General features: G+C 41.4%; 18 protein-coding genes, 7 tRNA genes and 1 pseudogene. 10 read left to right on the forward strand and 16 right to left on the reverse strand.

Annotated elements, in window-relative coordinates; translation table 11 throughout:
• Nucleotides 1–25 precede the first annotated feature (25 nt).
• From L2764_RS07065 to L2764_RS07080, 4 genes are all read right to left on the reverse strand, one after another.
• Nucleotides 26–101: transfer RNA gene (locus L2764_RS07065), tRNA-Asn, on the reverse strand.
• Between the two features lie 62 nt (nucleotides 102–163).
• Nucleotides 164–239: transfer RNA gene (locus L2764_RS07070), tRNA-Asn, on the reverse strand.
• Nucleotides 240–301: 62 nt separating this feature from the next.
• Nucleotides 302–377, reverse strand: a tRNA-Asn gene (locus tag L2764_RS07075).
• 76 nt (nucleotides 378–453) lie between these two features.
• Nucleotides 454–529 (reverse strand) — tRNA-Asn (locus L2764_RS07080).
• Between the two features lie 1,080 nt (nucleotides 530–1,609).
• Here L2764_RS07080 and uvrB point away from each other — a divergent pair.
• Nucleotides 1,610–3,622: an excinuclease ABC subunit UvrB gene (gene uvrB, locus L2764_RS07085; RefSeq protein WP_248939526.1), complete on the forward strand. Its 2,013-nt coding sequence runs from the start codon at nucleotides 1,610–1,612 to the stop codon at nucleotides 3,620–3,622.
• A gap of 56 nt (nucleotides 3,623–3,678) precedes the next feature.
• Here uvrB and rrtA read toward each other — a convergent pair whose 3' ends face one another.
• Together rrtA and queC are read right to left on the reverse strand one after the other, a co-directional pair.
• Complete coding sequence (gene rrtA / locus L2764_RS07090; RefSeq protein ID WP_376708388.1) at nucleotides 3,679–4,311, reverse strand: rhombosortase; 633 nt, start codon at nucleotides 4,309–4,311, stop codon at nucleotides 3,679–3,681.
• A complete protein-coding gene (queC, locus tag L2764_RS07095) occupies nucleotides 4,308–4,991 on the reverse strand; it encodes a 7-cyano-7-deazaguanine synthase QueC (RefSeq protein ID WP_248939527.1) in 684 nt (227 codons plus the stop codon). The genes rrtA and queC overlap by 4 nt, the downstream gene beginning before the upstream one ends.
• A gap of 325 nt (nucleotides 4,992–5,316) precedes the next feature.
• On the opposite strand from queC, the gene queE reads away from it, so the two are divergent.
• A complete protein-coding gene (gene queE, locus L2764_RS07100; RefSeq protein ID WP_248939528.1) occupies nucleotides 5,317–5,985 on the forward strand; it encodes a 7-carboxy-7-deazaguanine synthase QueE in 669 nt (222 codons plus the stop codon).
• 118 nt (nucleotides 5,986–6,103) lie between these two features.
• On the opposite strand, the gene L2764_RS07105 is transcribed toward queE, so the two are convergent.
• The 4 genes from L2764_RS07105 to L2764_RS07120 form a co-directional block, all read right to left on the reverse strand.
• Nucleotides 6,104–7,165: a PLP-dependent cysteine synthase family protein gene (locus L2764_RS07105; protein ID WP_312018343.1), complete on the reverse strand. Its 1,062-nt coding sequence runs from the start codon at nucleotides 7,163–7,165 to the stop codon at nucleotides 6,104–6,106.
• Nucleotides 7,166–7,912: 747 nt separating this feature from the next.
• Nucleotides 7,913–7,997 (reverse strand) — tRNA-Tyr (locus L2764_RS07110).
• Between the two features lie 87 nt (nucleotides 7,998–8,084).
• A tRNA-Tyr gene (locus L2764_RS07115) sits at nucleotides 8,085–8,169 on the reverse strand.
• Nucleotides 8,170–8,234: 65 nt separating this feature from the next.
• Nucleotides 8,235–8,319 (reverse strand) — tRNA-Tyr (locus tag L2764_RS07120).
• Nucleotides 8,320–8,443: 124 nt separating this feature from the next.
• Here L2764_RS07120 and L2764_RS07125 point away from each other — a divergent pair.
• Nucleotides 8,444–8,929 carry a VC2046/SO_2500 family protein gene (locus L2764_RS07125; protein WP_248939529.1) on the forward strand — a complete coding sequence of 162 codons (486 nt, stop codon included), beginning with the start codon at nucleotides 8,444–8,446 and terminating at the stop codon, nucleotides 8,927–8,929.
• 32 nt (nucleotides 8,930–8,961) lie between these two features.
• Here the strand turns inward: L2764_RS07125 and L2764_RS07130 are convergent, their stop codons facing one another.
• The 3 genes from L2764_RS07130 to L2764_RS07140 all read right to left on the reverse strand — a co-directional run bounded on the left by L2764_RS07130 (nucleotide 8,962) and on the right by L2764_RS07140 (nucleotide 12,174).
• Nucleotides 8,962–9,444 (reverse strand): YchJ family protein, encoded by a 483-nt coding sequence (locus tag L2764_RS07130; RefSeq protein ID WP_248939530.1) that lies wholly within the window; start codon nucleotides 9,442–9,444, stop codon nucleotides 8,962–8,964.
• Complete coding sequence (locus tag L2764_RS07135) at nucleotides 9,437–9,925, reverse strand: YybH family protein (RefSeq protein WP_248939531.1); 489 nt, start codon at nucleotides 9,923–9,925, stop codon at nucleotides 9,437–9,439. Before L2764_RS07135 ends, L2764_RS07130 begins: the two co-directional genes overlap by 8 nt.
• Nucleotides 9,926–10,335: 410 nt before the next feature.
• Complete coding sequence (locus tag L2764_RS07140; RefSeq protein WP_248939532.1) at nucleotides 10,336–12,174, reverse strand: M2 family metallopeptidase; 1,839 nt, start codon at nucleotides 12,172–12,174, stop codon at nucleotides 10,336–10,338.
• 202 nt (nucleotides 12,175–12,376) lie between these two features.
• Between L2764_RS07140 and psrA the strand changes: the two genes are divergently transcribed.
• Both psrA and L2764_RS07150 read left to right on the forward strand, forming a co-directional pair.
• Nucleotides 12,377–13,012 carry a TetR family transcriptional repressor PsrA gene (psrA, locus tag L2764_RS07145; protein ID WP_248939533.1) on the forward strand — a complete coding sequence of 212 codons (636 nt, stop codon included), beginning with the start codon at nucleotides 12,377–12,379 and terminating at the stop codon, nucleotides 13,010–13,012.
• A gap of 20 nt (nucleotides 13,013–13,032) precedes the next feature.
• Nucleotides 13,033–15,312 (forward strand): acyl-CoA dehydrogenase, encoded by a 2,280-nt coding sequence (locus L2764_RS07150; RefSeq protein ID WP_248939534.1) that lies wholly within the window; start codon nucleotides 13,033–13,035, stop codon nucleotides 15,310–15,312.
• A gap of 70 nt (nucleotides 15,313–15,382) precedes the next feature.
• Here the strand turns inward: L2764_RS07150 and pyk are convergent, their stop codons facing one another.
• On the reverse strand, nucleotides 15,383–16,822 hold the full coding sequence (pyk, locus tag L2764_RS07155) for a pyruvate kinase (RefSeq protein WP_248939535.1): 1,440 nt from the start codon (nucleotides 16,820–16,822) through the stop codon (nucleotides 15,383–15,385).
• Between the two features lie 193 nt (nucleotides 16,823–17,015).
• Complete coding sequence (locus L2764_RS07160) at nucleotides 17,016–17,870, reverse strand: MurR/RpiR family transcriptional regulator (protein WP_248939536.1); 855 nt, start codon at nucleotides 17,868–17,870, stop codon at nucleotides 17,016–17,018.
• Between the two features lie 308 nt (nucleotides 17,871–18,178).
• Between L2764_RS07160 and zwf the strand changes: the two genes are divergently transcribed.
• Genes zwf through L2764_RS07180 form a run of 4 tightly spaced genes read left to right on the forward strand, consistent with a single transcriptional unit; the run spans nucleotide 18,179 to nucleotide 22,857 of the window.
• The gene (gene zwf / locus L2764_RS07165; RefSeq protein WP_248939537.1) at nucleotides 18,179–19,648 is read left to right on the forward strand and encodes a glucose-6-phosphate dehydrogenase; all 1,470 of its coding nucleotides are present in this window, start codon (nucleotides 18,179–18,181) and stop codon (nucleotides 19,646–19,648) included.
• A gap of 13 nt (nucleotides 19,649–19,661) precedes the next feature.
• On the forward strand, nucleotides 19,662–20,360 hold the full coding sequence (gene pgl / locus L2764_RS07170; RefSeq protein WP_248939538.1) for a 6-phosphogluconolactonase: 699 nt from the start codon (nucleotides 19,662–19,664) through the stop codon (nucleotides 20,358–20,360).
• 9 nt (nucleotides 20,361–20,369) lie between these two features.
• Nucleotides 20,370–22,196, forward strand: a complete 1,827-nt coding sequence (edd, locus tag L2764_RS07175) for a phosphogluconate dehydratase (RefSeq protein WP_248939539.1) — start codon at nucleotides 20,370–20,372, stop codon at nucleotides 22,194–22,196.
• A gap of 19 nt (nucleotides 22,197–22,215) precedes the next feature.
• Nucleotides 22,216–22,857 (forward strand): bifunctional 4-hydroxy-2-oxoglutarate aldolase/2-dehydro-3-deoxy-phosphogluconate aldolase, encoded by a 642-nt coding sequence (locus L2764_RS07180; RefSeq protein WP_248939540.1) that lies wholly within the window; start codon nucleotides 22,216–22,218, stop codon nucleotides 22,855–22,857.
• 78 nt (nucleotides 22,858–22,935) lie between these two features.
• Here the strand turns inward: L2764_RS07180 and eco are convergent, their stop codons facing one another.
• Complete coding sequence (gene eco, locus L2764_RS07185; protein ID WP_248939541.1) at nucleotides 22,936–23,487, reverse strand: serine protease inhibitor ecotin; 552 nt, start codon at nucleotides 23,485–23,487, stop codon at nucleotides 22,936–22,938.
• Between the two features lie 536 nt (nucleotides 23,488–24,023).
• Between eco and dmeF the strand changes: the two are divergent.
• Nucleotides 24,024–25,031 (forward strand): annotated as a pseudogene (dmeF, locus tag L2764_RS07190) (CDF family Co(II)/Ni(II) efflux transporter DmeF).
• Nucleotides 25,032–25,222: the final 191 nt, after the last annotated feature.

The following is a 25,222-nucleotide window of genomic DNA, read 5'->3' on the forward strand; positions in this document are numbered from 1 at the left end:
TTTTACATTCAATGAGAATGAAAGATGGCTCCCCGGACTGGACTCGAACCAGTGACATACGGATTAACAGTCCGCCGTTCTACCAACTGAACTACAGGGGAATCGCAATTTTTACATTTTTATCGTTTCGTTGCGTCATTTTACATTCAATGAGAATGAAAGATGGCTCCCCGGACTGGACTCGAACCAGTGACATACGGATTAACAGTCCGCCGTTCTACCAACTGAACTACAGGGGAATCGCAATTTTTACATTTTTATCGTTTCGTTGCGTCATTTTACATTCAATGAGAATGAAAGATGGCTCCCCGGACTGGACTCGAACCAGTGACATACGGATTAACAGTCCGCCGTTCTACCAACTGAACTACAGGGGAATCGCAATTTTTATAATCCTATCTTTTATTCTCTTCACTTAAAGCGTTCTATATTATCTTCTTAGTGAAGAAGATATGGCTCCCCGGACTGGACTCGAACCAGTGACATACGGATTAACAGTCCGCCGTTCTACCAACTGAACTACAGGGGAATCGAATATGGCCGACTCATCGTTAAGACGGGACGCATAGTAAATCGCTATGTGAATAGAGTCAACTCGAGCGAGAGAAAAAAGTGTAATTATGCTGTTAACTGCTCATCTAATATCCATAAAGGATATGGATTCGCCACATTTTTATATTTATAGCCCAAAAACTTAATATTATTTATGTTTCTCTTTGGGTTAGTGGAAAGAAAGTAAAGAGTGATTGATTATGTGGGTGGAAGGTCGCGTGAGAATAACGTCGTTATGATGAGGATTATTGTAGGGGGTAATAAGGGTTGTTATCGTTGCTCATGAATGCCTTTATAAAGAGAGAGAACGATCTTGTTTCTATTTTGGATGATCTCACTTTCATATTGAGTGATGAAAGTGGCATTAAATCGATGCAAGCTAAAAAGTTTATAATTTATTATCTAGGGAAGCGTTCATAGAGTGGGTGTATGAAAGGCTATCAGTCAATAGTATGAGTCGTATTTTCATTTGTTGTAAAATAACATCAGGGGTTAGGTCAGATTAAGTAAACGGCAATGGCCGCAAACGCCCATGGGATAGGGTGTTGAGTGACTTATCCACTAAATCTGTGGATAACCCTGTGGGTGATATCGTTGAGTGTCTATCTAAGGCCGATGTCGTATGGGTTTTACTTAAAATGTATTCATTTTGGCAATAAATTTTATGTGTTATTTTTCAAAGCAGTATGAAATCCAATTTGCTTTTAAGTTTGAAATTCGTTTTGTTACTAAAGTGTAATCAAAAGCTGGGGTTGCTTGTGTATTAATCAGTCGCTACTGTTTGAAATATCAAATGATGCGCTATTTTTTCTTTATTTCACGCTTGTTTTAAAGTTTCATCGTACTTATATAAAAATGTTATACTTTAATGCTATTGCATTATTAAGGATAAAAATGAACTTAGCGATCAAGACGTGTTAGCAGTCGATCTGAGTCAATGCTCTTCTAGTACGCATGCTCCCAATTCGTTGAAGATGCAGAATTCAGCTAGATAAGCTTGGATAATCATGAATAGTCGCTTAAAATCATGCTGAGTCTTAATTAAGGAAGCTAATCAGTGTCAGGTTCAGTATTTCAATTAGTGTCATCTTATTCTCCTGCGGGGGATCAGCCTAAAGCGATTAATCAACTTGTAGAGGGAATAGAAGCAGGGATAGCCAGTCAAACATTATTCGGGGTGACAGGTTCAGGGAAGACGTTTACTGTTGCGAGTGTTATTAAGACTCTGGGACGGCCAACTATCATTATGGCTCCCAATAAAACGCTTGCAGCGCAGCTTTATGGCGAGATGAAAGAGTTTTTTCCTCATAACGCTGTTGAATATTTTGTATCTTATTATGATTATTATCAACCTGAAGCCTATGTGCCTTCAACCGGGACATTTATTGAAAAAGATGCGTCGGTTAACGCGCATATAGAGCAAATGCGCTTATCGGCAACAAAAGCATTATTAGAGCGTAAAGATGTGATCTTAATCGCGTCGGTTTCAGCTATTTATGGTTTAGGCGATCCAGATTCATACTTGAAAATGTTATTGCATTTACGTGAAGGCGACTTCATGGGGCAAAGAGATATACTAAAGCGCTTAAGTGAATTGCAATATACTCGCAATGACATTGAATTACAGCGGGGAACATATCGAGTACGGGGAGAAGTGATCGATATTTTTCCTGCCGATTCAGATAGAGATGCTATTAGAGTTGAACTTTTTGATGATGAAATAGAGCGCTTAAGTTTATTTGATCCTTTAACAGGACACATAGTGAAACGCTTAGCGCGTACAACAGTCTACCCTAAAAGCCATTACGTGACACCTCGAGAAGCCATTTCAGCGGCCGCTGAAGCTATTAAGGAAGAATTGAGAGAGCGTAAGCAACAATTACTTGATAATAATAAGTTAATTGAAGCGCAAAGGATCACTGAGCGAGTACAATACGATATTGAAATGATGGTGGAGTTGGGCTATTGTTCTGGTATTGAAAATTATTCACGTTATTTGTCTGGCCGAGCAACGGGAGAAGGACCGCCTACGTTACTTGACTATTTACCTGACGATGGACTATTAATCCTTGATGAATCTCATGTCACGGTGCCACAGATCGGGGCTATGTATAAAGGCGATCGGTCGCGTAAGATGAATTTGGTTGAATATGGTTTTCGTTTACCTTCAGCGTTAGATAATCGACCGCTCAAATTTGAAGAGTTTGAAGCATTAATGCCACAAACCATTTATGTGTCTGCAACGCCTAGCGATTATGAGTTACAGAAAAGCGGTGATGATATCGCTGAGCAACTGGTGAGGCCCACTGGTTTACTCGATCCGGAGATTGAAGTGCGTCCTGTCGGCATTCAAGTCGATGATTTGTTATCGGAGATCCCCAAGCGAGTGGCCGCTAATGAGCGAGTACTCGTGACAACGTTAACGAAGCGCATGTCAGAAGACTTATCTGAATATTTAGATGAGCATGGCGTTAAAGTCCGTTATTTGCATTCAGATATTGATACCGTAGAGCGGGTGGAGATCATTCGAGATTTAAGATTGGGCGTGTTTGATGTACTGATTGGGATTAACTTACTGCGGGAGGGGCTCGATATGCCTGAAGTGTCTCTAGTGTGTATTTTAGATGCTGATAAAGAAGGATTTTTACGTTCTGAACGCTCACTTATTCAGACCATTGGCCGTGCGGCGCGTAATATTAATGGCAAGGTGATTTTATATGGTGACAGGATCACTAAATCTATGCGGAAAGCCATTGATGAAACCGAGCGACGCCGAGCTAAACAGCACCAATTTAATATCGATAATAATATTACGGTAAGAGGGATAACAAAAACAATCACAGATGTTATGGATGTGGGTGATAGAAAAGGTAAATTGGATCCTTATCAAGGGGATCGAGTGGCAGAAAGATCTGCAAATTATCAAGTACAAGATGTTGGGGATTTGAGTCACGAAATAGATCAGTTAGAAAAGAAAATGTATGAACACGCTAAAAATCTTGAGTTTGAACAGGCTGCTGCCACACGAGATGAAGTTAAGCGGCTTAGGGAAGCCTTGATAAAAGCCTAGAAATAATCATTGTGTAATAGCAAGCGGTTAAATCGTACCGCTTGCGTAAAGGGGAGTTAGACTACGCTGTTGTTATTTTGACAAGCGCATTGACCATAAAAGTGCTGATAAATGAGCAGGGTTCCAGCACATAGAAGTCCACTGATAAGACCAACGAGGTGGGCTTCCGTTGCCACCCTAGCACCAATGAGTTTAATGACTTCGGGACTGGCGCCTTGTACTTGTTCATAGGCCACTTTAACGATGATCCCAAGCAATAATAGGTAACCTGATTTCATCCCCACACGACAATCTTGGATCACACCGTAACTAAAGAGGCCGTGAAGCACGCCACTTAAGCCCACATAGCCCAATAGACTGGGATAAAAGAAATATAAGCCTAAGCCTTGTAACAGACATAGCACGAGTAATAACAGTAGGAGTCCAAGGGAAGTATAATGCTGTCGGTGCAATAATAAAATGGCCCAAAGCCCCCCTAAGTTCATCGCCAAATGCCAGTCATTGGTGTGTAATAAATTACCCGTTATTAAGCGCCACCACTGATATTGTTCAATCGATACACGCCGGTAAGCGAGGAGATCATCCATATTCAATAAAAAGAGAGTGATACACACTAGACTGATTAACAGTGCGATCCCGTAGGGCGATTTCAATTTTTCTAAAACTGGATGATTGATCATGCTCGTCATTTTTGCTCAAGACGCTGTAATACCGCTTTTTTGTTATCGAGATATGTGCTTAATCCACAACGTCTAAGCTCACATGCACGGCAAGTTCCACAGCCACTACCTTTGATGCCGTTATAGCAGGTGAGGGTTTCATCTCTGATCAGAGATAAGGCATTATATTTGTCGGCTAAGGCCCACGTTTCTGCTTTATCAAGCCACATTAAAGGCGTTATTAAGGCTAAATCACGATCCATTCCTTGGGTTAATGCGAGCTCCATGGCTTTCACGAAATCATTGCGACAATCAGGATAGCCTGAAAAGTCCGTCTCACAAACGCCCGTGATGACGGCATCAGCACCAATTTGATAGGCATAAATACCGGCGAGGGTTAGAAATAAAATATTGCGGCCGGGAACGAAGGTATTAGGTAAACCATTATCCATTAATGTATGGGAAACCGGAATGTTATCGCGAGTGAGTGATGAAATGGCTAATTCGTTGAGTAGCGATACATCCAAAACTTTATGACTGGCAAGTCCTAGTTTTTGACCTAAAGATTGTGCGATCTCAATTTCTTGGCGATGGCGTTGGCCATAATCGAAGGTGATCCCGTGGACTTCATCATATTGGGTTAGGGCTTGAATAAGGCAGGTTGTGGAGTCTTGCCCACCAGAGAAGACAACAATAGCTTTTGAGGTCATTTTTATTTAGTTAGGTTTAGTATGAATGATGAGGGTAAGTGTACCTTATTACCGATTGTTCATATATAGCCTAAGGTGGGTGTTTTAGCGTTCGTTAAAGGTTTAATGCAAGGCGTATATTGACTGAATGGTATCCTTTTTATGTGTTATAACGCAGACGCGCCCGATTGATGTACTCCCAATGAGCAGACTCGGGGATAAAGGTGAGTTTTTAGGCTTAGGTTCATCATTAAAATGAGCATGAATAGAAGATAAAATAGCGTGAGACTTGCAGCTAAGATGAAAATCTACTATAAATGCCGCCTAAATGAAATAGAGGTATAAAATGAATTATCCGGTTAATGAAGTATTTGAGACAATTCAAGGTGAAGGCACCCATACTGGTGTGCCCGCAATTTTTGTCAGACTTCAGGGATGTCCTGTAGGGTGTGCATGGTGTGATACGAAACAAACCTGGGAAGTACTGGATGAAAATAAAGTGTCTGCGGAGCAGGTTATTCAAGTTGATGGCACGATTGGTCGTTGGGCTGATCATACTCCCCAATCTTTAATACATGCATTTGAACAGAAGGGTTTTACTGCCAAACATGTCGTGATCACTGGTGGTGAGCCTTGTTTATATGATTTAATACCATTAACATTAGCGCTTCACAGGCTAGGCTTTAGTTCTCAAATTGAGACCAGTGGCACCTTTGAAATACAATGTGCGGATGCGGCTTGGGTCACAGTGTCACCTAAAATCAATATGAAAGGAGGGTTAAAGGTATTGGAACAAGCCCTAAATCGGGCTAATGAAATAAAGCATCCAGTGGCGACTGAACATCATGTTGAAGAATTAGATAGATTATTGGAAGGTATAGATTGCTCGAATAAAACAATTTGTTTACAGCCTATTAGTCAAAAATCGAGAGCGACAGCGCTAGCTATGCGTGTCTGTATTGAACGAAACTGGCGCCTTTCCATTCAAACTCATAAGTATTTAGATATTGATTGAACCATATTGAATAAAAGAGGCGCCACTGATTAGGCGCCTTTTTATTGGCTCGGTCTCATTCTGAGATAATGCATAAATCAATTAACCCATTAGTGAGCGGCACTTTGTTATAGTGGGATTAATCCAAATGACCGGTCTGATTGAACTGTGCTAATTGGATTTCGTACTGCTCAAGTGAACCAATGTTATCGTTTAGCCATTGGGTATTATAGTAAGTGTCCAGATAACGTTCACCAGGATCACAAATAAGCGTCACAATAGCGCCTTTTTTCCCCTTGGCCTGCATATCGGCTGCAATTTGTAACACGCCATATAAATTAGTGCCCGTTGAAGGGCCTGTTTTACGTCCAATAAGGTGTTCAAGCCAGTTCATTGTTGCAACACTGGCGGCATCAGGGACTTTTTTCATTTCATCGACGACACCTGCAATAAACGATGGCTCGACACGGGGTCGGCCAATACCTTCAATTCTACTGCCTTCTTTACAGGTTAAGCTTTTATCATTTGAATGATAATAATCATAGAAAACGGAATATTCAGGATCGACAACACAGAGTTTAGTGTCTAATCCTTGATAGCGAATATAACGACCAATGGTGGCTGAGGTACCTCCGGTACCTGGACTCATGACGATCCAGTCTGGGATGGGATGACGCTCTTTTTTCATTTGCTCAAAAATCGCATTAGCAATGTTATTATTGCCACGCCAATCGGTCGCTCGCTCAGCGAAAGTAAATTGATCCATATAATGACCATTTAATTCTTTAGCCAGCTTTTCAGATTCGGAATAAATTTCACTAGAGTGGCTCACGAAGTGGCATTTCCCACCATAGAATTCGATTTGTTGTACTTTCTTTTTAGCCGTTTTTGCTGGCATCACGGCAATAAAGGGGAGGCCAAGCATTCGAGCGAAATAAGCTTCTGAAACGGCTGTACTTCCTGATGATGACTCAATAATAGGAGTGTCTTTTTTTATCCAGCCATTGCATAGCGCATATAAAAATAACGATCGGGCTAGGCGATGTTTAAGGCTGCCTGTCGGATGAGTACTTTCATCTTTAAGGTAAATATCTATGCCATCGAGTGACGGGATCTCAAGCTTGATGAGGTGTGTTTCGGCACTGCGTTGAAAATCGGCTTCAATTTTCTCAATGGCTTGATTGATCCAAGTATTCGTCACTATTTCTGTCCTTTATAACTATAAAAGATAAATCATAATTTAAATGCATTAGTAATGATAGCAAAGTAAGAATGACTGTTAGATTTAACCAACTTTAAAACACTTGTTGAACATAGTTTAAACCACTAATACGAAACTAATCTTATTTATTTACATTATCTGTTTTCTTCATTTGGACTAAAAGTGTTAAAAAAACGCGTTAAATCTATTGGTTAAGCATAAAGAAAATAAGAGAAAGGAACGTTAGCTTTCATTCATGATGTAAAGATGTGGCTCTCAGCTCAGAGATCATCTATAGCTGGAGTGAGAAAGGTGGATCATAGGATGAATATGAAGTGAAATTGATCATATTTTTTCTGCTCTGCCATTATACCCAAAATAAAATCAATCAGGCTTTCTCAATCTATCTTGTGCAGGAATGGGAATAATGGTGAGTCATTATACTCTACTGAGATTGACAGCCATGCAGTGGCATCAATAATGGGTGTTGATGGTGCCCATGGGGGCTGGGTGGTACTCAATGGTTTACTGACGGCTTGCTCTCTCTTAAAGTCGATGAGAGTAGCTCTAACAGGATACATGGAACAATGGAAAGGGTAAGCTATATTTTGTTCGATGAGTGATTTGAGATGAAATGTATAAGGGTGTCGAAATGGATCTGCTGTATTTTTCATAACTCAATATCATAAGTGTCTATTTTAAACCGCAATTTTCAGACGACATGGTTTGCAAAAAATAAGCATAAAATGGTGGAGGGAGAAGGATTCGAACCTTCGAAGGCTGAGCCGTCAGATTTACAGTCTGATCCCTTTGGCCACTCGGGAACCCCTCCAGATTTTATTTTTTATTGGATAGACAACAGCCTATCGTGTGAAGCATGTTGACGCTGAAAGTAAAAAAGCATCGGCCTAACATAAAATGGTGGAGGGAGAAGGATTCGAACCTTCGAAGGCTGAGCCGTCAGATTTACAGTCTGATCCCTTTGGCCACTCGGGAACCCCTCCGGATTTTATTTTTTTATTGGATAGACAACGGTCTATCGGGTGAAGCATTTTTATCTTTACGCAAATGGTGGAGGGAGAAGGATTCGAACCTTCGAAGGCTGAGCCGCCAGATTTACAGTCTGATCCCTTTGGCCACTCGGGAACCCCTCCTCAATTACGGCGGCAATAGTAGTCAGATATTTTTGCTAAGTAAAGCCCTATTTTAAATAAACACTAAAGTATTGTCCCAAGTGGTCGATTAAGTATCAATAGCTTGTTTTGGTGGTGTTTTTTTATGCAGAGTACGATTTCTTTAGTCAATGAGCTAAAACTGGGCGAGCGCCTTAATCTGGCCGTTGGCGCCAATAGGAGAGGCGAGTTTGGGTTATTATTGGCTCTTTTGTCGGCGAATACCGCAGAGATGGCACAATTTCAACATCAGAAATCGTCAACAGCACAGCATTATCGTGCTCAATTTACACTGGCCCCCGAGCAACTATTATTAGCAGATTTAAATAATGACGCCACAGTGGTGGATAATAGCGCTGCTTTTCATCATGCAGGGACAGAAGGGTTTCGTCTACAAGACGGGTTAACACAAGAGGCATTAGTGATCCGTAAAGGTGAGGGTGAAGAGATGCAAGCCGTGATGGCTAACTGTGATTACCATACCAGAAAGCGTGCTGAGAAGATGAATAATCCCGTCGGTGTCAAAGCGGCTGCGTTGATTGAACAATTGACAACGCAGCGTCAGATGAGCCAAATATTATTACAGGTATAATAACGGGGTTGGCAGTACACAAGCAATGCTGATCAGGGCTGACAACAGTGTTTAAATTTTTTGCCGCTATGGCAGATACAGCTTTGATTACGTTTGGGTAAAGGGCACTGCATTTGCTCACCATCGGAATAATACCATCGATGATTTTCGAACAAAAAATTGGAACGTTCAAAAATAACATCGAGCTTATCTTGTTGTTTATACCAAGCTTTGAAAGTGACTAAGCCTTGCTTTTCATTATATTCGGAATGAATGATTTCTAGACCTAGCCAGTCAGGCAGGGGATCTTTTGCTAACTGTTCAACGGTCAACCCCGCTCGATAGTTTGGATGTTGTGTTTTAATAATGTAATCAAATTTTTTCATCGTAAAGGCTGAATAGCGAGAGCGCATCAGTGTTTCGGGTGTGTGTGCCAACGTATGTTCTTGGTGGGGTAAATGACAACAATCTGCATAAGACTGTGCTGAACCACATGGACACATTTGTTGTACATCAAGCGTTAAAGATTCAATCATTGGTATTGATAAGACCTGAGCTAATAGGGGGGAATTGACGCCCATAATACAGATTGGGCTGAGGTTTAGCATCATAATAAAAGGCTGTATTGGCTTTATTATTCGTTTCAACGACTAAATACCAATGGCCATTAGGGGATTTTTTTGATACTCCGACAAATTTACCAGCAAATTCACTCATGGGCTCTCCATCATCCACATGAGGATAATAACGGATGAGATAGTAGCCAATATCGGTTGCACTACTGCCCTCTATATGTCGCTGTAATATACGGAAGTCAACTTCAATATTGGCTTGCTTATCATTAATTTTTTTAAAAAAAGCACGGTATTGAGCGATGATGTCGTTACGGCCCAATAAAATTTCTTTACTTTGATTATCTGAAATATAAGAGGCATCCTGAGTATAAATAAATAACATTTCTTGAGGATCGAGTGTTGCAAAGGCTTTATTAAAGTGATCGTATATGTGATTTAGCATTGCATTGTCATTATCAGATGCAAAGCTTGAGGCATTTAAGATAAATGAAAGCGATAATAGGAAAGTCAGTAAAATGCTTGATAGTTTCATGGTGTTCAGGCTCTAGTTATGCCAGCCATAACTATAATACTTGCTAAGCGGTAATGACAGCATAAGATCTTAACAAAATATGTAGATAATGTTTTCAACATAAAGTGAACCTCTTTAATCTCAGTAGGGTTTAATTCCTCGCTGCTCGCGGCGTAGAAGTATTTAGACTTTGGAGCCTTTAGATACCCCTCTTCGCGTAGCGAATTTGAGTCTAAGCGAAAAGCCTTGGCGTGGGGTCGTTGATTTAATCATAAGGTTAATAAAAAACGCCTTTTCAATACAAAGGCGTTTGGGTGGGAAAGGTTTTCTATATTATTTTTTTACCAGCCACATTGACGATTGGCAAGCTTATTTTGTTCGTTTAACCAAGTTTGTAATGGCGCAAAATATTCTAATACTGCATTGGCATCCATCTCTTGGCTGCCTGTTACGACGGCTAGGGCTTCAGGCCAAGGCTGACTTTGACCCATTTCTAGCATGGTATTAAGCTTAGCGCCAGCGTCTTTATCACCGTAAATACTACAGCGATGAATAGGGCCTGTGTTTTGAGTCATATCACAAAGGGCTCTATGGAACTGGAATTGTAAAATATGGGCTAAGAAATAGCGAGTATAAGGCACATTTGCTGGCACATGGTATTTAGCTCCTGGATCAAAATCAGTTTCATTTCGTTCGACTGGGGATTTAACACCTTGATATTTCTCTCTTAATTCCCACCAGGATTGATTATATTGTTCAGGAGTAATTTCACCACTAAACACTTTCCAACGCCATTGATCAATCATTAAACCGAATGGAAGAAAAGCGACTTTATCCAGGGCTTGTCTTAATAATAAGCCAATGTCTTTAGAGGCATCGGGGACGGTCTCTAATAAGCCAATTTGTTGTAAGTAACTCGGGGTTATCGATAATGCGACGGTATCACCAATGGCTTCATGGAAGCCGTCATTCGCACTGTTCTTAAAGATAAAAGGCTGGTTTTTATAAGCTCTTTGATAATAATTATGGCCTAATTCGTGATGTATAGTAATGAAATCTTCAGCATCTCTTTGGATACACATTTTGATGCGAATATCATCAAGATCGTCTAGATCCCAAGCAGACGCGTGACAGACGACATCTCTGTCTGCAGGTTGAGTGAAAAGAGAACGCTCCCAGAACGTCTCAGGAAGCGGTGCAAAGCCGAGAGAAGAAAAGAAATTCTCAGCTTGCTCTACCATTTTTGTTTCAGAGTAATCTTTTTCACGTAATAGTTGAGTAATATCATAACCAGGATCGGCATCAGCAGGGGCGACAGCATCATAAATATTTCCCCAACTTTGTGCCCACATGTTACCCAATAAATGTGCTGGGATAGGGCCATTGGCGGGGGCAATCGTATCACCATATTCTTGATTGAGTTCGCCTCTCACATAACAGTGGAGTGAATCGTATAAAGGTTTAACTTGGGTCCAAAGACGATCGAGTTCCTTTGAGAAGTCATCCGGCTTCATATCATACTGGCTGCGCCAGAGAACGGAGAGATCTTTAAAACCAAGATCTTTTGCGCCCTCATTGGCGAGTGCCACTTCTCTTTCAAATAATGGACGCATTGGCTTGGCAATATTTCGCCAACCTTCCCAGACTTCGAGTAATAATGCAGGATTTTTTGATTCAGCCATAATGACGGAAAGCGCTGGTTGAGTGAGGCATCGTCCGTCTTTTAAACAGTACTTTCCTTTCCCATAAAGGCCATTGAGCTCGGCATTGATTTGAGCCAGTTCCGCATTTTTATTGGGATCTAAGGGGGCGGGAAGCACCAAGGAACTGCGCAGTATATTCAGTTTTCTTTTTTCGATTTTGCTGAGAGGCGTTTGATTGTATAGTGCCGCTTGTGTGGCGAATTGTACTGACGTCGCGGTTCTTTTTTCACCGACTTTTGCGGCTAATTGAGCAGTATCATGGGTAATGAAATTATTATAAATCCATTCTGCGCGATTCTGCTCAATAGACAGTTGGCTTAGTGTGGCTTCTGCTTCTGCGAGAAATTGTTTTGCTTGAATGTTTGTTTTTTGATCTGTTACTTGATTGTCACTGCTGGCATCATCACAGGCGGACAATCCCAACATTATCGCCACAGTGATAGTAAGACGCGATTGTCTCGGTACGAATAGATTCATCAATTTTATCCATTTGTTATTTTTGTGTTCGCATTTTACCTCTTTTGTTGCAATAAAACAGCGGAAGAAAATAAATGGTTGGTTTTAAAGTTTGAAACAGCAGAAAGCAGGGGATATTTACATTAAATCTATTTGACAATAAGTGAACGAGTGTTTAATTTAAACGAGTGTTTAAATCATTACTAAGAATTAGGGTCACGGAATGGCAAACCAATCCGATACTAAAACAAAAATTCTGGATTCAGCTGAAAAACTGTTTGCAGAAAGAGGGTTTTCTGAAACCTCATTAAGACTTATCACCAGTAAGGCTGAGGTCAATTTGGCATCAGTGAATTATCATTTCGGCTCTAAGAAAGAGCTTATCCGTGCCGTTCTCGCACGTTACATGGATGTTTTTATGCCTGCGGCTGCGGCTGCTATTATACAAGTAAAACAACAAAAACAATGTGCAAGTTTAGATGATATTTTTTCAAGTTTGGTGTCACCTTTATTGGATTTGAACACTGTTCGTACTGAAGGCACATTAATTTTTTTACAATTATTGGGTCGAGGCTATATTGAAAGTCAGGGTCACCTTCGTTGGTTTATTACGACACATTATGGTCAGTATTTAACACAATTTGTTCATGCTGTTGCAGAGAGTGCGCCGGAAATACCTGCCGCAGAAATGTTTTGGCGTTTACATTTTACCTTAGGAACGGTGGTTTTCACGATGGCATCTGCTGATGCATTAACTGAAATTGCTGCCGCTGATTTTGAGGAACATAATGATATTGAAGCGGTTATTCGAAAAGTTATTCCTTATCTTTCGGCTGGAGTCTCAGCGCCCGTAGGTTAATTTAACAAGGTATTTTATCGATGGCATTTTTTATATTATTTTTAATCGTAGTGATAGTGGTTCTCTTTAGTGTTAAAAGTACCCGCATGACATTGCTAACGAAACCCGCATTTACCTTTTTTAAAAAGGTATTACCGCCTTTATCAAGTACAGAAAAAGAAGCGATGGAAGCCGGCGATGTCTGGTGGGAAGGGGAGCTATTTCAAGGTAAACCCGATTGGAATATCCTTCATGGTTATGGGAAATCAACATTAACGAGCGAAGAGCAAGCCTTTATTGATAATCAAGTAGTGACGGCGCTCAGCATGATCGATGATCATGATATCGTTCAAAATAGAAAGGATTTACCTCCTGAGCTTTGGGAATACTTTAAGAAAGAAGGTTTTTTTGCACTGATTATTGCCAAGCAGTATGGCGGTAAAGCGTTTTCTGCGTATGCCAATTCAACCATTGTCAGTAAAATTGCCAGCCGAAGTGTCAGTGCTGCGGTCACTGTGATGGTGCCTAATTCGTTAGGTCCAGGCGAATTATTGACTCACTATGGTACGGCAGAGCAAAAAGATCAGTGGTTACCGGATTTAGCGTGTGGTAAAGCTATCCCTTGTTTTGCACTAACAGGACCTGAGGCCGGTTCGGATGCGGGTGCTATTCCTGATGAAGGTATTGTCTGCCGTCAAGACGTCGATGGCGAAGAGGTTTTAGGACTCAAGCTCAATTGGAATAAACGCTATATTACGCTAGCACCAGTGGCAACCGTATTAGGTTTAGCTTTTCAGATGTGCGATCCTGATGGACTCCTTGGGGATGTTGAAAATATAGGGATCACCTGTGCACTTATTCCAACGGATCATCCGGGAGTGCAGATTGGTCGTCGTCATAATCCATTGAATATGGCCTTTATGAATGGCACAACCTTTGGTGAGGATGTGTTTATTCCATTGGATTGGATTATTGGTGGTCCTTTGTATGCTGGTCGAGGTTGGCGGATGTTGGTTGAGTGTTTATCAGCAGGGCGGGGGATATCATTGCCGGCCTTATCGGCTGCTTCTGGTCATATGGCGACGAAAACGACGACGGCTTATAGTTATGTTCGTCAACAATTTGGATTACCGATCAGCCAATTTGAAGGGGTTCAAGAAGCCCTAGCACGCATCATTGCCAATACTTATCAGTTAGAAGCTGCGCGCCGTTTAACTACTACCGGTATTGATTTGAAAGTAAAACCGTCTGTTGTGACCGCGATTGCAAAATATCATATGACAGAACTGGGTCGCCAAGTCATAGATGATGCGATGGATATTCAATCAGGAAAAGGGATTCAATTAGGGCCTAAAAATTATCTTGGTCAAGGGTATATGGGCTTGCCTATTTCGATTACCGTCGAAGGGGCGAATATCTTAACGCGCAGTTTGATGATTTTCGGCCAAGGCGCGACGCGTTGCCATCCTTATGTACTGCCTGAAATGGAAGCGGCGGCGATGAGTGATGAGAAAGATGGTCTCGCTCGTTTTGATTCTTTATTGCTAGGCCATATGGGGTATGCTGTTCGCAATGCCTTGAGTGCCTTTACCAATGCGTTAACGGGCAGTCGTTTGGCCCAATCACCCGTCAGTGGCGAGACTAAGCAATACTATAAAGATATGACGCGTCTATCATCGGCGCTTGCCTTTATGACTGATTTATCCATGTTAGTGATGGGAGGCGACTTAAAGCGTAAAGAGATGCTCTCTGCTCGAATGGGAGATGTGCTAAGCCAACTTTATTTGGGATCGGCGACATTGAAGATGTTTGAAGATAATGGTCGTCAATTTGATGATTTACCGGCGGTCAGACATGTGATGGCGACACGTTTACATCTTGCGGCCAAAGCACTCGATGACGCGATGTGTAATTTTCCAAATAGAGCCGTGGCATTATTATTAAGAGGGGTTATTTTCCCATTAGGTAATCGTTTTAATGCACCGAGTGATAAATTGTCTATCGATTTAGCGCAAAGCATGAGTAAACCTGGGCCAGCGAGAGATCGACTTACTTTCTTATGTCCTGACTTTGAAGGTGATACGGGCGGGATTGCAGAGGTGGAGCAAGCATTCTTAGCGAAATATGCTTGTAGAGGTTTGTATAAGAAATTAAAACAAGCTCAACGTGATGGTGTGTTACCGCCTAAACTTTCGCCGTTTACGCTATTTAAAGCCGCATTAACAGCTAATGTACTGTCGATTGAAGAGCATCAAAAATTAGTGGAAGCCGATAAGTTAAGGCAGGCTGCCATTGCCGTTGATGAGTTTGAGTCGTTATAACTGAAGCGATGATTGATCCATAAAAAATGGGACGCAATAGCGTCCCATTTTTTATATTGTTTATGCAGCGTTAAGCCACAATAAGAATTTTACAGGTATTCGTGCCGCCAATGGTTTCCATTGCATCACCTTTGGTCATTAATACCATATCGCCGCTTTTCAAATAACCCGCTGCAGATAATGCTGCTAAGGCTGCCTGAGGCAAGCTTTCTGCTGAGTACTGAGTCGAATCAAAGTAAACAGGTTGTACACCACGGAACAGTGCCATTTTCGCTAAGGTACTGTGATGACGTGACAAGGAGAAAATGGGCAATGAAGAACTGATCCTTGACATCAACTGTGGGGTTGCCCCTGATTCAGTGAGTGCAACGATGGCTTTGACACTATCAAGGTGATTAGCCGCGTACATTGTCGATAATGCAATTGTTTCTTCTACTGTGCTAAATTGCTGATCGATTCTGTGTTTAGAGACTTGTACACTAGGGTGTGACTCTGCACCAATACAGACCTCAGCCATCGCTTTAACGGTTTCTTCTGGGAAGTCACCCGCAGCTGTTTCAGCCGATAACATGACCGCATCCGTTCCATCAAGGACTGCATTGGCGACATCCATGACTTCAGCACGGGTTGGCATCGGGCTATTTATCATGGACTCCATCATTTGCGTTGCGGTGATCACAGGCTTATTAAGTTGGCGTGAACGACTGATTAATCTTTTTTGTACTGCAACGAGGGCCGGATCGCCAATTTCGACACCTAAATCACCACGAGCGACCATTACCGCATCTGAGGCTCTAATGACATCATCCATCGCTTCATCTGTTGCAACGGCTTCTGCACGTTCCACTTTTGAGACGATTAACGCTTGGCTTCCTGCCTTTACGGCGAGTGAGCGAGCATAGTCAAGATCGGCACCACTACGTGGGAAAGACACCGCAAGATAATCAACATTAATCGCAGCAGCTGTAATGATATCGCGTTTATCTTTTTCAGTGAGGGCTTCAGCTGAGAGTCCGCCACCTTGTTTGTTAATACCTTTATTATTTGATAAAGGTCCCGCAACCGTGACACGGGTATGGACTTTATTGCTTTCGACGCGTTCAACTTTGAGTTGGACTCGGCCATCATCGAGCATTAAAATATCACCAATAGTGACATCTTGAGGTAAGGCTTTATAGTCTATCCCAACGTGTTGCTCATTACCTTCGCCTTTGCCTAAATCAGCATCAAGAATATAAGTTTGCCCAAGGTTCAACTGCACTTTTTTATTGTCTTTAAAGGTTGAAACTCTAATTTTAGGCCCTTGTAAATCGCCTAATATTGCCACATGAACGCCTAACTCTTTTGCAATTGCTCTAGTATCGGCGGCACGTTTTAAGTGATCTTCGGCTGAGCCATGAGAAAAGTTAAGACGAACAACATTAGCACCTGCTGCAATGATGCGACGTAAGTTATCATCACGATCAGTTGCTGGACCTAATGTGGTGACAATTTTGGTTCTGCGGAACATATCATACTCCGTTAAGGTTTAAATTTGGGGGACTATATTACTAGGCTATAATACCAGACATTTTCGTATTTTGTAGGAAAATTACGAGATTTTGATGGCAATAGGATGGTGTGTTTCGTATTAAATTAGGTGATTTGTTTCATTAAAGCCGTTTTAAAGGAACAAAACGGCTTAGATAAATAACGAAAGTCAGTTACAGAATGGGATCTTTATCAATGCGAGATTCTTTTAAGGCTTCTTTAACACGTTTTAAATTTTCGCGGAAGCGGGGGCCACGACGTAAGGTAAAGCCAGTGGCTAACACATCGATAATGACGAGTTGTGCGAGCCTAGACGCCATGGGTAAATACATATCGGTATCTTCTGGGACTTCCATGGTAACAGGTAACGTACACACATTGGATAAAGGGGAGTGTCGAGCGGTGATCCCAATCACGGCAGCGCCATTTTCTCTAGCTAATTTTGCTATATCAATCAGTGATTTAGTTCGTCCCGTGTGAGAAATCAATACTACAACATCACCATCATTACTGTTGATACAGCTCATGCGCTGCATAAGGACATCATCAAAGCAAATGACAGGGACATTAAAACGAAAGAATTTATTCTGTGCGTCATGGGCCACGGAGGCCGATGCGCCTAATCCAAAAAAAGAAATCTTCTTTGCTTGAGTGAGAATATCGACGGCTTTATTGATGGCAGCAGTGTCGAGACTTTGCCTGGCGGTATCAAGAGAGGCCATTGAAGATTCGAATATTTTGGTTGTGTAAGAGTCTGGACTGTCATCTTCTTCAACATGTCGACTCACATACGGTGTCCCATTGGCTAGGCTCTGAGCCAAGTGTAGTTTGAAATCAGGAAAGCCTTTGGTATCTAAACGACGACAAAATCGGTTCACTGTCGGTTCACTCACATCAGCCATTTTAGCGAGTGTCGCAATACTTGAGTGGATGGCTGTTTGTGGGGAAGCGAGAATCACTTCAGCCACTTTACGCTCAGATTTACTAAACTGCGTCAGACTTTTTTGTACCTTTTCTAGGGTATTCATATGTATATGTCCACTCAGAAGGAATGTAGTTATATTTATACTTTCTATGAAGGTTATTTTTTGTTCGATAACACAGCGTAGAATTCAACAATAAATTATACTAGTGGAAGTATAAAAATATTTAGTAAATATAGTAATTTTATCACGAAAGCATAGCAGATCTTATAGACATCTGACTAGTGAGTTTAAGTAGGATAATTTACAAAATTTAGATGCAATTATTGAATTCTGTTGTTATATTACAACAAATGTGTGAATTCTCGTCTTTTTTAGATGAGACACCTGTAATGATAGGAGATGACGTCTCGATGGGTATAACAACAGAAGCCAAAGCCTGTGATTTTGTTCTTTTTGGCACTAAAGGGGATTTAGCGAAACGAAAATTGCTGCCTTCTTTATATCAATTAGATAAAGCCGGATTGCTCAATGAAGACACTAAAATTCTTGGCGTTGCAAAAGATAGTTTCACCTTAGAAGAATATCGTGTATTGGTTAAAACGGCATTAAGCACTTTTATTAAAGAAGAGTTGTGTCCTGAGACCTTAAATCGCTTTATGGAACGTTGCTATTATATCGGAACCAATTTTACGGAGTCTAAAGGCTATAAAGCCTTTCATACAGTGCTTGAACCAAAAAAGCGTGCGACTGTGTGTTATTTTGCGACTCCCCCGGCGATTTTTGGCGATATTTGTCGTTGTTTAAATGAACAGGAACTTATTTTCCCTGACACCCGTGTCGTGCTTGAAAAGCCGATTGGTTCCGATCTTGCTTCTTCGAAAGTCATTAATGATCAAGTCTCCGCCTTCTTTAGTGAAGAACAGATTTATCGAATCGATCATTATTTAGGTAAAGAAACCGTACAAAATTTAATTGCACTGCGTTTTGCGAATTCTTTATTTGCGTCTAAGTGGGATAATCGTACCATTGACCATGTGCAGATATCTGTCGCTGAAGAAGTGGGTATTGAAGGACGCTGGGGCTATTTTGATAAAGCGGGTCAAATGCGCGATATGATCCAAAATCACCTGTTGCAAGTGTTGACGTTAGTCGCAATGGATCCTCCCGTTAATTTGGATGCTGACAGTATTCGTGATGAAAAAGTGAAAGTGCTTAAATCATTACGTCCCATTAATGAAGATAACATTTTTGAAAATACGGTTCGTGGACAGTATTCATCAGGATTTTTAAAAGGATCCCCTGCGCCGGGTTATTTAGAAGAAGAAGGCGCGAATGTGAATTCCAACACTGAAACCTTTGTTGCCCTAAGGGTGGATATCGATAATTGGCGTTGGGCTGGCGTGCCGTTTTACCTTAGAAGTGGTAAGCGTATGCCGTTTAAGAGTTCGGAAATTGTCGTTTATTTTAAAAATCCGCCGCATAATTTATACCGTTCAAATTACCGTAACTTACCGCCTAATAAATTGACCATTCGCCTGCAGCCTCATGAAGGGGTCGAAATTCAGATGATGAATAAAGTGCCAGGGCTTGAGCAAAAACAACGCTTACAAACAGCGAAGTTAGATTTAAGTTTTTCAGATACGTTTAAAACAGAACGGATTGCTGATGCTTATGAACGTCTTTTGTTAGAGGCCATGTTAGGTAATCAGTCATTGTTTGTTCGTCGTGATGAAGTCGAGCAAGCCTGGAGTTGGGTTGATGGTATAATCAATGCTTGGGAAAGCAGTAGTGAGAAGCCTAAATCTTATCCAGCTGGCACATGGGGGCCTGTCGCATCGGTTGCCTTAATTGCAAAAGATGGTCGTTCTTGGGATGAATAGAGATAAGATTAATATGATTAAAGAAACAGTGTTTAAAGCCTTCGACAATAAAGCGACTTTAGAGCGGCAATTAGCTGAACGTATTGGCGATCAGTTGCAAGAAGCCGTTGACGCAAGAGGGCAGGCCAGCCTTGTGGTCTCCGGCGGTTCGACGCCTTTAGCCTTATTCGAGACATTAAGTCAACGGGGCATTGATTGGAATAAAGTACATATCACACTCGCTGATGAACGTTGGGTAGAGAATGAGCATGCTGATTCTAATGAAAAATCAGTTAAGCGACATTTGCTTATCAATAAAGCCGCCAGTGCGAAGTTTCAAGGGTTGAAGAATATGTTCTCTACCCCAGAGCAGGGGACCGCGATGGCTGCTGAGCAGCTTGCTCATTTTTCGCGTCCATTTGATGTGGTCATTTTAGGCATGGGTAATGATGGTCATACCTGTTCTTGGTTTCCTTGCTCTGCAGAGTTAACCCAAACGTTGACCACTGACGATCTTTGCGTTGCAGTGAATCCCACCACTGCACCCAATGCCAGGTTATCCTTGTCTAAATCCGCTATTTTAGCGAGTCGTCAAATTTATCTACACATAGTGGGTGAAGACAAATTATCTGTTTATCGCCAAGCACTGACAAGTAAAGCCGTCGATGAAATGCCGATCCGTGCCGTATTGGATCAGCATAGAACCCCTGTTGATGTTTATTGGAGTGCTTAAGGAGTTATTATGCAAGCCGTTATAGAAGTTGTGACTCAGCGTATTATTAAGCGTAGTGAAGTCTCCAGAGCGAAGTATTTATTAGCATTAGAAGATGCAAAGACCAAAGGTGTACACCGTAGCGCGCTTAGCTGTGGCAATTTAGCTCATGGTTTTGCTGCTTGTAATCCTGATGATAAATCATCTATTAAGCATTTAAACAAGGCTAATATTGGTATTGTGACCGCATTTAACGACATGTTATCTGCCCATCAGCCTTATGAAGATTACCCGACGTTATTGAAAAAGGCCTGCCAGGAAATCGGCAGTGTTGCTCAAGTCGCTGGGGGTGTACCTGCCATGTGTGATGGTGTGACACAAGGTCAGCCGGGTATGGAGCTCAGTCTATTGAGCCGTGAAGTGATTGCGATGGCGACCGCTGTGGCTTTGTCACATAACATGTTTGATGGCGCATTATTACTGGGGATCTGTGACAAGATTGTACCTGGGTTAATGATTGGTGCATTGAGTTTTGGGCATTTACCGATGTTATTTGTGCCTGCGGGTCCGATGAAGTCGGGGATACCGAATAAAGAAAAGGCGCGTATTAGGCAGCAATTTGCTCAAGGTCAAGTGGATCGCGCTACGCTGTTAGAAGCCGAATCGGCGTCTTATCACAGTGCAGGTACTTGTACTTTCTATGGCACGGCGAATAGTAACCAGCTGATGTTAGAAGTGATGGGTTTACAACTCCCTGGTTCTTCTTTTGTTAATCCGGACGATCCACTTCGACTTGCATTAAGTCAAACGGCAGCTAAGCAAGTTTGCCGTCTCAATGAAATGGGGACGCAATATACGCCTATTGGCCATATTGTGTCTGAAAAATCCATCGTCAACGGCATTGTGGCATTGCTGGCGACAGGTGGCTCTACGAATCTGACCATGCATATTGTTGCCATTGCACGTGCGGCAGGCATTATTATTAATTGGGATGATTTTTCGGAGTTATCCGATTCAGTGCCATTATTGGCGCGAGTGTATCCTAATGGACACGCTGATATTAATCACTTTCATGCTGCTGGTGGCATGGCGTTGCTCATTAAAGAGTTACTCGATGGTGGCTTATTGCATGAAGATGTGCAAACGGTAGCAGGTCCTGGGCTTAAGCGATATACCCAAGAACCTAAACTCATAGAAGGCGAATTACGTTGGGTCGACGGACCGACTGAAAGTATTGATAAAGAGGTCTTAACCAGTATCAGTGAGCCTTTTCAAGTTAATGGTGGCTTGAAGCTCATGAAAGGGAACCTCGGCCGCGCGGTGATTAAAGTTTCAGCGGTTCCAGAAGCCAATCGCGTAGTTGAAGCACCTGCTGTGGTGATTGATGATCAAAATAAGCTGAATGCTTTGTTTAAAGCCGGTGAATTAAATAAAGATTGCGTTGTGGTAGTCAGAGGACAAGGACCCAAAGCGGTAGGCATGCCTGAGCTGCATAAGTTAACGCCAATATTGGGCAGCTTGCAAGATAAAGGCTTTAAGGTTGCGCTACTCACCGATGGTCGTATGTCTGGCGCTTCAGGTAAAGTGCCTGCGGCCATTCATCTCACTCCAGAAGCGTTAGATGGAGGGTTAATTGCAAAAGTACAGCAAGGCGATATCATCCGCTTAGATGCATTGTCTGGCGAGTTGAGCTTACTGGTCGATGAGGCTGAACTCAATACTCGGGTGGCAGAGCCTGTTAACTTACAACCTTCAAGTTATGGTATGGGTCGTGAGTTATTCGGTGCATTACGATCGAATTTGAGCAGTCCGGAGACGGGTGCGCGTTGTACCCAAGCTATTGATGAAAACTATTAAGATTAGGAAGAATAACCCCATGCTTGAGAATAATTGGTCTATACAGTCACAAGATATTTTTAAATGCAGTCCTATTGTTCCTGTGATGGTGATCAATAAGATTGAAGATGCTGTTCCTTTAGCGAAGGCGTTAGTTGCTGGTGGTATTAAGGTGCTTGAAGTGACTTTACGCACCCCTTGTGCGCTTGAAGCCATTGCCAAGATTGCTAAAGAAGTGCCAGAAGCTTTTGTGGGAGCAGGTACGGTACTCAACGAGGAACAGTTAAATCAAGCGGTTGAAGCGGGTGCTCAATTTATCATAACTCCGGGCGCTACGCCTGAGTTATTAAAAGCGGCGATGTTGGGGACGGTGCCTTTAATTCCGGGGGTGGCGAGTATTTCTGAGGTCATGACGGGAATGGAATTAGGGTATACCCATTTTAAATTTTTTCCTGCTGAAGCCTCTGGTGGCGTTAATGCATTGAAAGCATTCTCTGGACCATTGGCTAATATTCGTTTTTGTCCAACGGGTGGCATTTCACCTGAGAGCTATAAAAAATATTTAGCATTACCCAATGTTGATTGCATTGGTGGTAGCTGGATTGCGCCGACTGATGCAATAGCTGCGGGTGATTGGGATAAGATCACTGAGTTGTGTAAAGAAGCACTGATGGGCCTTTAATTTTTGTGATTTTTTATTAAGTTGTTGAAGAAAAAGGGAAGCATAATGCTTCCCTTTTTTTGTTATGTTTTTATATAATTAGTCGGTTGTTTGAAAGGGACTTTGTGCTGCCCAAACTCGATAATGTAATTGTGCTCTTTCAGGTAAGTAAAAAACAAAGGGGATTTGACTGTTATAACGCAGCATAAGATCACTGGGAAGACGAACAAAGGCTTCACGTTTGTCAAATTTCATACAGGCTTTCATCGTGCTTGGCCCCGGAGACAGCGTATCGACTTGATAATAATTGTACCCCCAGCCTTTGACTGAATGCTGCTTAATTTTTCCGGTGAGACTGTGTTTATTGCAGTCTATGGTTTTTGTTTGGCCGATTTCAAATTCAATTTTATAGTTCGATTCATTTTGTTTTTTAGGTAAATAAATTAAGTGTTGAACCATGCCTTTAGTGGGGGCGGGAAACATTTTACTGGCTTCTTCAATTTGGTAGTTTTCGCTGGTATAGCTGTGTCCGATAACCTCGTTATTTTCAGCATGGGCTGCGGGTACGGAAAACAGTGCGAAAGAGGCGAATGTTAAACTGAAAAAGTGGCTGAGTAATAAGGGGGAATAAGGGTTTTTTATTGTTTTCATTATGACTCCAAAGGCTGTTTGTGCCTTATTTTGTATCAATGTGATTATTTTAGGTGATAAAAGAGAAGCTATATTACGTTTATATTTTTATACCTCAACACTAATCAAATCGTGTTAATTGAGAATGAACTTAGCAACCATTAAGATACGTTATATGCTTTGAAGTAACAAGGAGGTTACATTAAGCTGGCCGTTATTAAAATTAAAAATAATTAATAAAATCACTGTGTTGTTATCAATGCTGTTTTTTTTTGTGCTTAATTTTTAGTGTGTATAGCTATTTTTGAATTATTTTCAGTGTTATCTGTGTTGTTTCGGCCTAAAACTGGCAATATATTCTCCCTATTAATCTATTTTTATTTTTTACTGATCATCCTTAGATTATTCAAATGTACGCATGTCAAAAAATGATAACATTTTTGTAAGGTATCGCTATTCTTGATTAAGAGTATGGTCAAAACAATAAAAGTTTTGCATACGATGATGAGTGGAAAGAGGTGATGTCAGTAAGGTTATTTTATTAAGGTTCTATCTCTATGACGATAAAGCAACATTCGCTAGCACCGTGGCAGCATAAACACCAGTATATGAATACCCATCGCTCAGGGGAGCGAAATACCCGTTATGTATTGTATTTAACGGTTGTGACAATGTTTGCTGAGATTATTGCGGGGACATTTTATGGGTCGATGGCGCTATTAGCCGATGGCTGGCATATGGGAACGCATGCAGCTGCTTTTATGATCGCTTTATTTGCTTATTGATACGCAAGAAAGCATGCCGATAGCCCAAATTTTTCTTTTGGTACGGGGAAGGTGAGTGTATAGGGAGGCTTCACGAGTGCTATAGCGTTAGGTTTTGTGGCACTTATTATGTTATTTGAGTCAGCTTTTAGGCTCCTCAATCCTGGATCTATTCAATTTGATCAAGCTATTTTAGTGGCCTTTATCGGTTTAAGCGTTAATGTATTAAGTGTCTTTTTATTAAAAGATCACCATAGTCATGATCATGGTCACAGCCATCATCATACGGATCAAGAGCGGCATGACACGCACAATCATCGACATCGTCAGGATACTCAAGAGCAACAAGGAGCACACAGGCATGATCATAATCTCAGAGCGGCTTATTTTCATGTACTGGCGGATGCCTTGACATCATTACTGGCTATTGGCGCTTTGTTAATGGGCAAGTTTTTTGGGTTAAACTGGCTCGACCCTGTTATGGGGGTGGTAGGTAGTTTGATTATCAGCCGGTGGGCATGGGGCTTACTACGGCAAACGAGTCCTATTTTGTTAGATGCGAATATAGATAAGCGCTATCAAGCGCAAATTGTCGCGCTAATTGAAGATGTTGTCGATCATCAAGTGAGTGATATTCATATTTGGGCGATTACGGCCGATCATTATGCAGCGATTATTTCTATCGTTTCTCATGAACCGAAAGAGGTCGAGTACTTTAAAACTCAACTGGCAAGATTTGATAAACTGTCACACATTAGTATTGAGATTAACAAATGCAAACAAGTCGAGTGTATCGTGTGAGCTTTTTATTTTTTATTTTATTGTTTGTTTCTTAGTTGTATTTAAAAGTGTAAACGTAAAGGTGAATTGAAAATTGATCATCAATTTAATATAGGCATATAAAGTAAAGTAAAGTAAAGTAAATGAATGCTTTTATAGTATCACTAAGACTTTATTCATTTGTATATTGATTAATATCGATGTACAGCTTT

The sequence above is a fragment of the Shewanella surugensis genome (genome assembly GCF_023284005.1).
Taxonomy (GTDB): domain Bacteria; phylum Pseudomonadota; class Gammaproteobacteria; order Enterobacterales; family Shewanellaceae; genus Shewanella; species Shewanella surugensis.

Excerpts from the sequence above, each read along its gene's own strand:
- rrtA (WP_376708388.1), bottom strand. The coding sequence starts at position 4,311 with ATGACGAGCATGATCAATCATCCAGTTTTAGAAAAATTGAAATCGCCC.
- queC (WP_248939527.1), bottom strand. The coding sequence starts at position 4,991 with ATGACCTCAAAAGCTATTGTTGTCTTCTCTGGTGGGCAAGACTCCACA.
- queE (WP_248939528.1), top strand. The coding sequence starts at position 5,317 with ATGAATTATCCGGTTAATGAAGTATTTGAGACAATTCAAGGTGAAGGC.
- L2764_RS07125 (WP_248939529.1), top strand. The coding sequence starts at position 8,444 with ATGCAGAGTACGATTTCTTTAGTCAATGAGCTAAAACTGGGCGAGCGC.
- L2764_RS07130 (WP_248939530.1), bottom strand. The coding sequence starts at position 9,444 with ATGATTGAATCTTTAACGCTTGATGTACAACAAATGTGTCCATGTGGT.
- L2764_RS07135 (WP_248939531.1), bottom strand. The coding sequence starts at position 9,925 with ATGCTAAATCACATATACGATCACTTTAATAAAGCCTTTGCAACACTC.
- L2764_RS07140 (WP_248939532.1), bottom strand. The coding sequence starts at position 12,174 with ATGAATCTATTCGTACCGAGACAATCGCGTCTTACTATCACTGTGGCG.
- psrA (WP_248939533.1), top strand. The coding sequence starts at position 12,377 with ATGGCAAACCAATCCGATACTAAAACAAAAATTCTGGATTCAGCTGAA.
- L2764_RS07150 (WP_248939534.1), top strand. The coding sequence starts at position 13,033 with ATGGCATTTTTTATATTATTTTTAATCGTAGTGATAGTGGTTCTCTTT.
- pyk (WP_248939535.1), bottom strand. The coding sequence starts at position 16,822 with ATGTTCCGCAGAACCAAAATTGTCACCACATTAGGTCCAGCAACTGAT.
- L2764_RS07160 (WP_248939536.1), bottom strand. The coding sequence starts at position 17,870 with ATGAATACCCTAGAAAAGGTACAAAAAAGTCTGACGCAGTTTAGTAAA.
- zwf (WP_248939537.1), top strand. The coding sequence starts at position 18,179 with ATGGGTATAACAACAGAAGCCAAAGCCTGTGATTTTGTTCTTTTTGGC.
- pgl (WP_248939538.1), top strand. The coding sequence starts at position 19,662 with ATGATTAAAGAAACAGTGTTTAAAGCCTTCGACAATAAAGCGACTTTA.
- edd (WP_248939539.1), top strand. The coding sequence starts at position 20,370 with ATGCAAGCCGTTATAGAAGTTGTGACTCAGCGTATTATTAAGCGTAGT.
- L2764_RS07180 (WP_248939540.1), top strand. The coding sequence starts at position 22,216 with ATGCTTGAGAATAATTGGTCTATACAGTCACAAGATATTTTTAAATGC.
- eco (WP_248939541.1), bottom strand. The coding sequence starts at position 23,487 with ATGAAAACAATAAAAAACCCTTATTCCCCCTTATTACTCAGCCACTTT.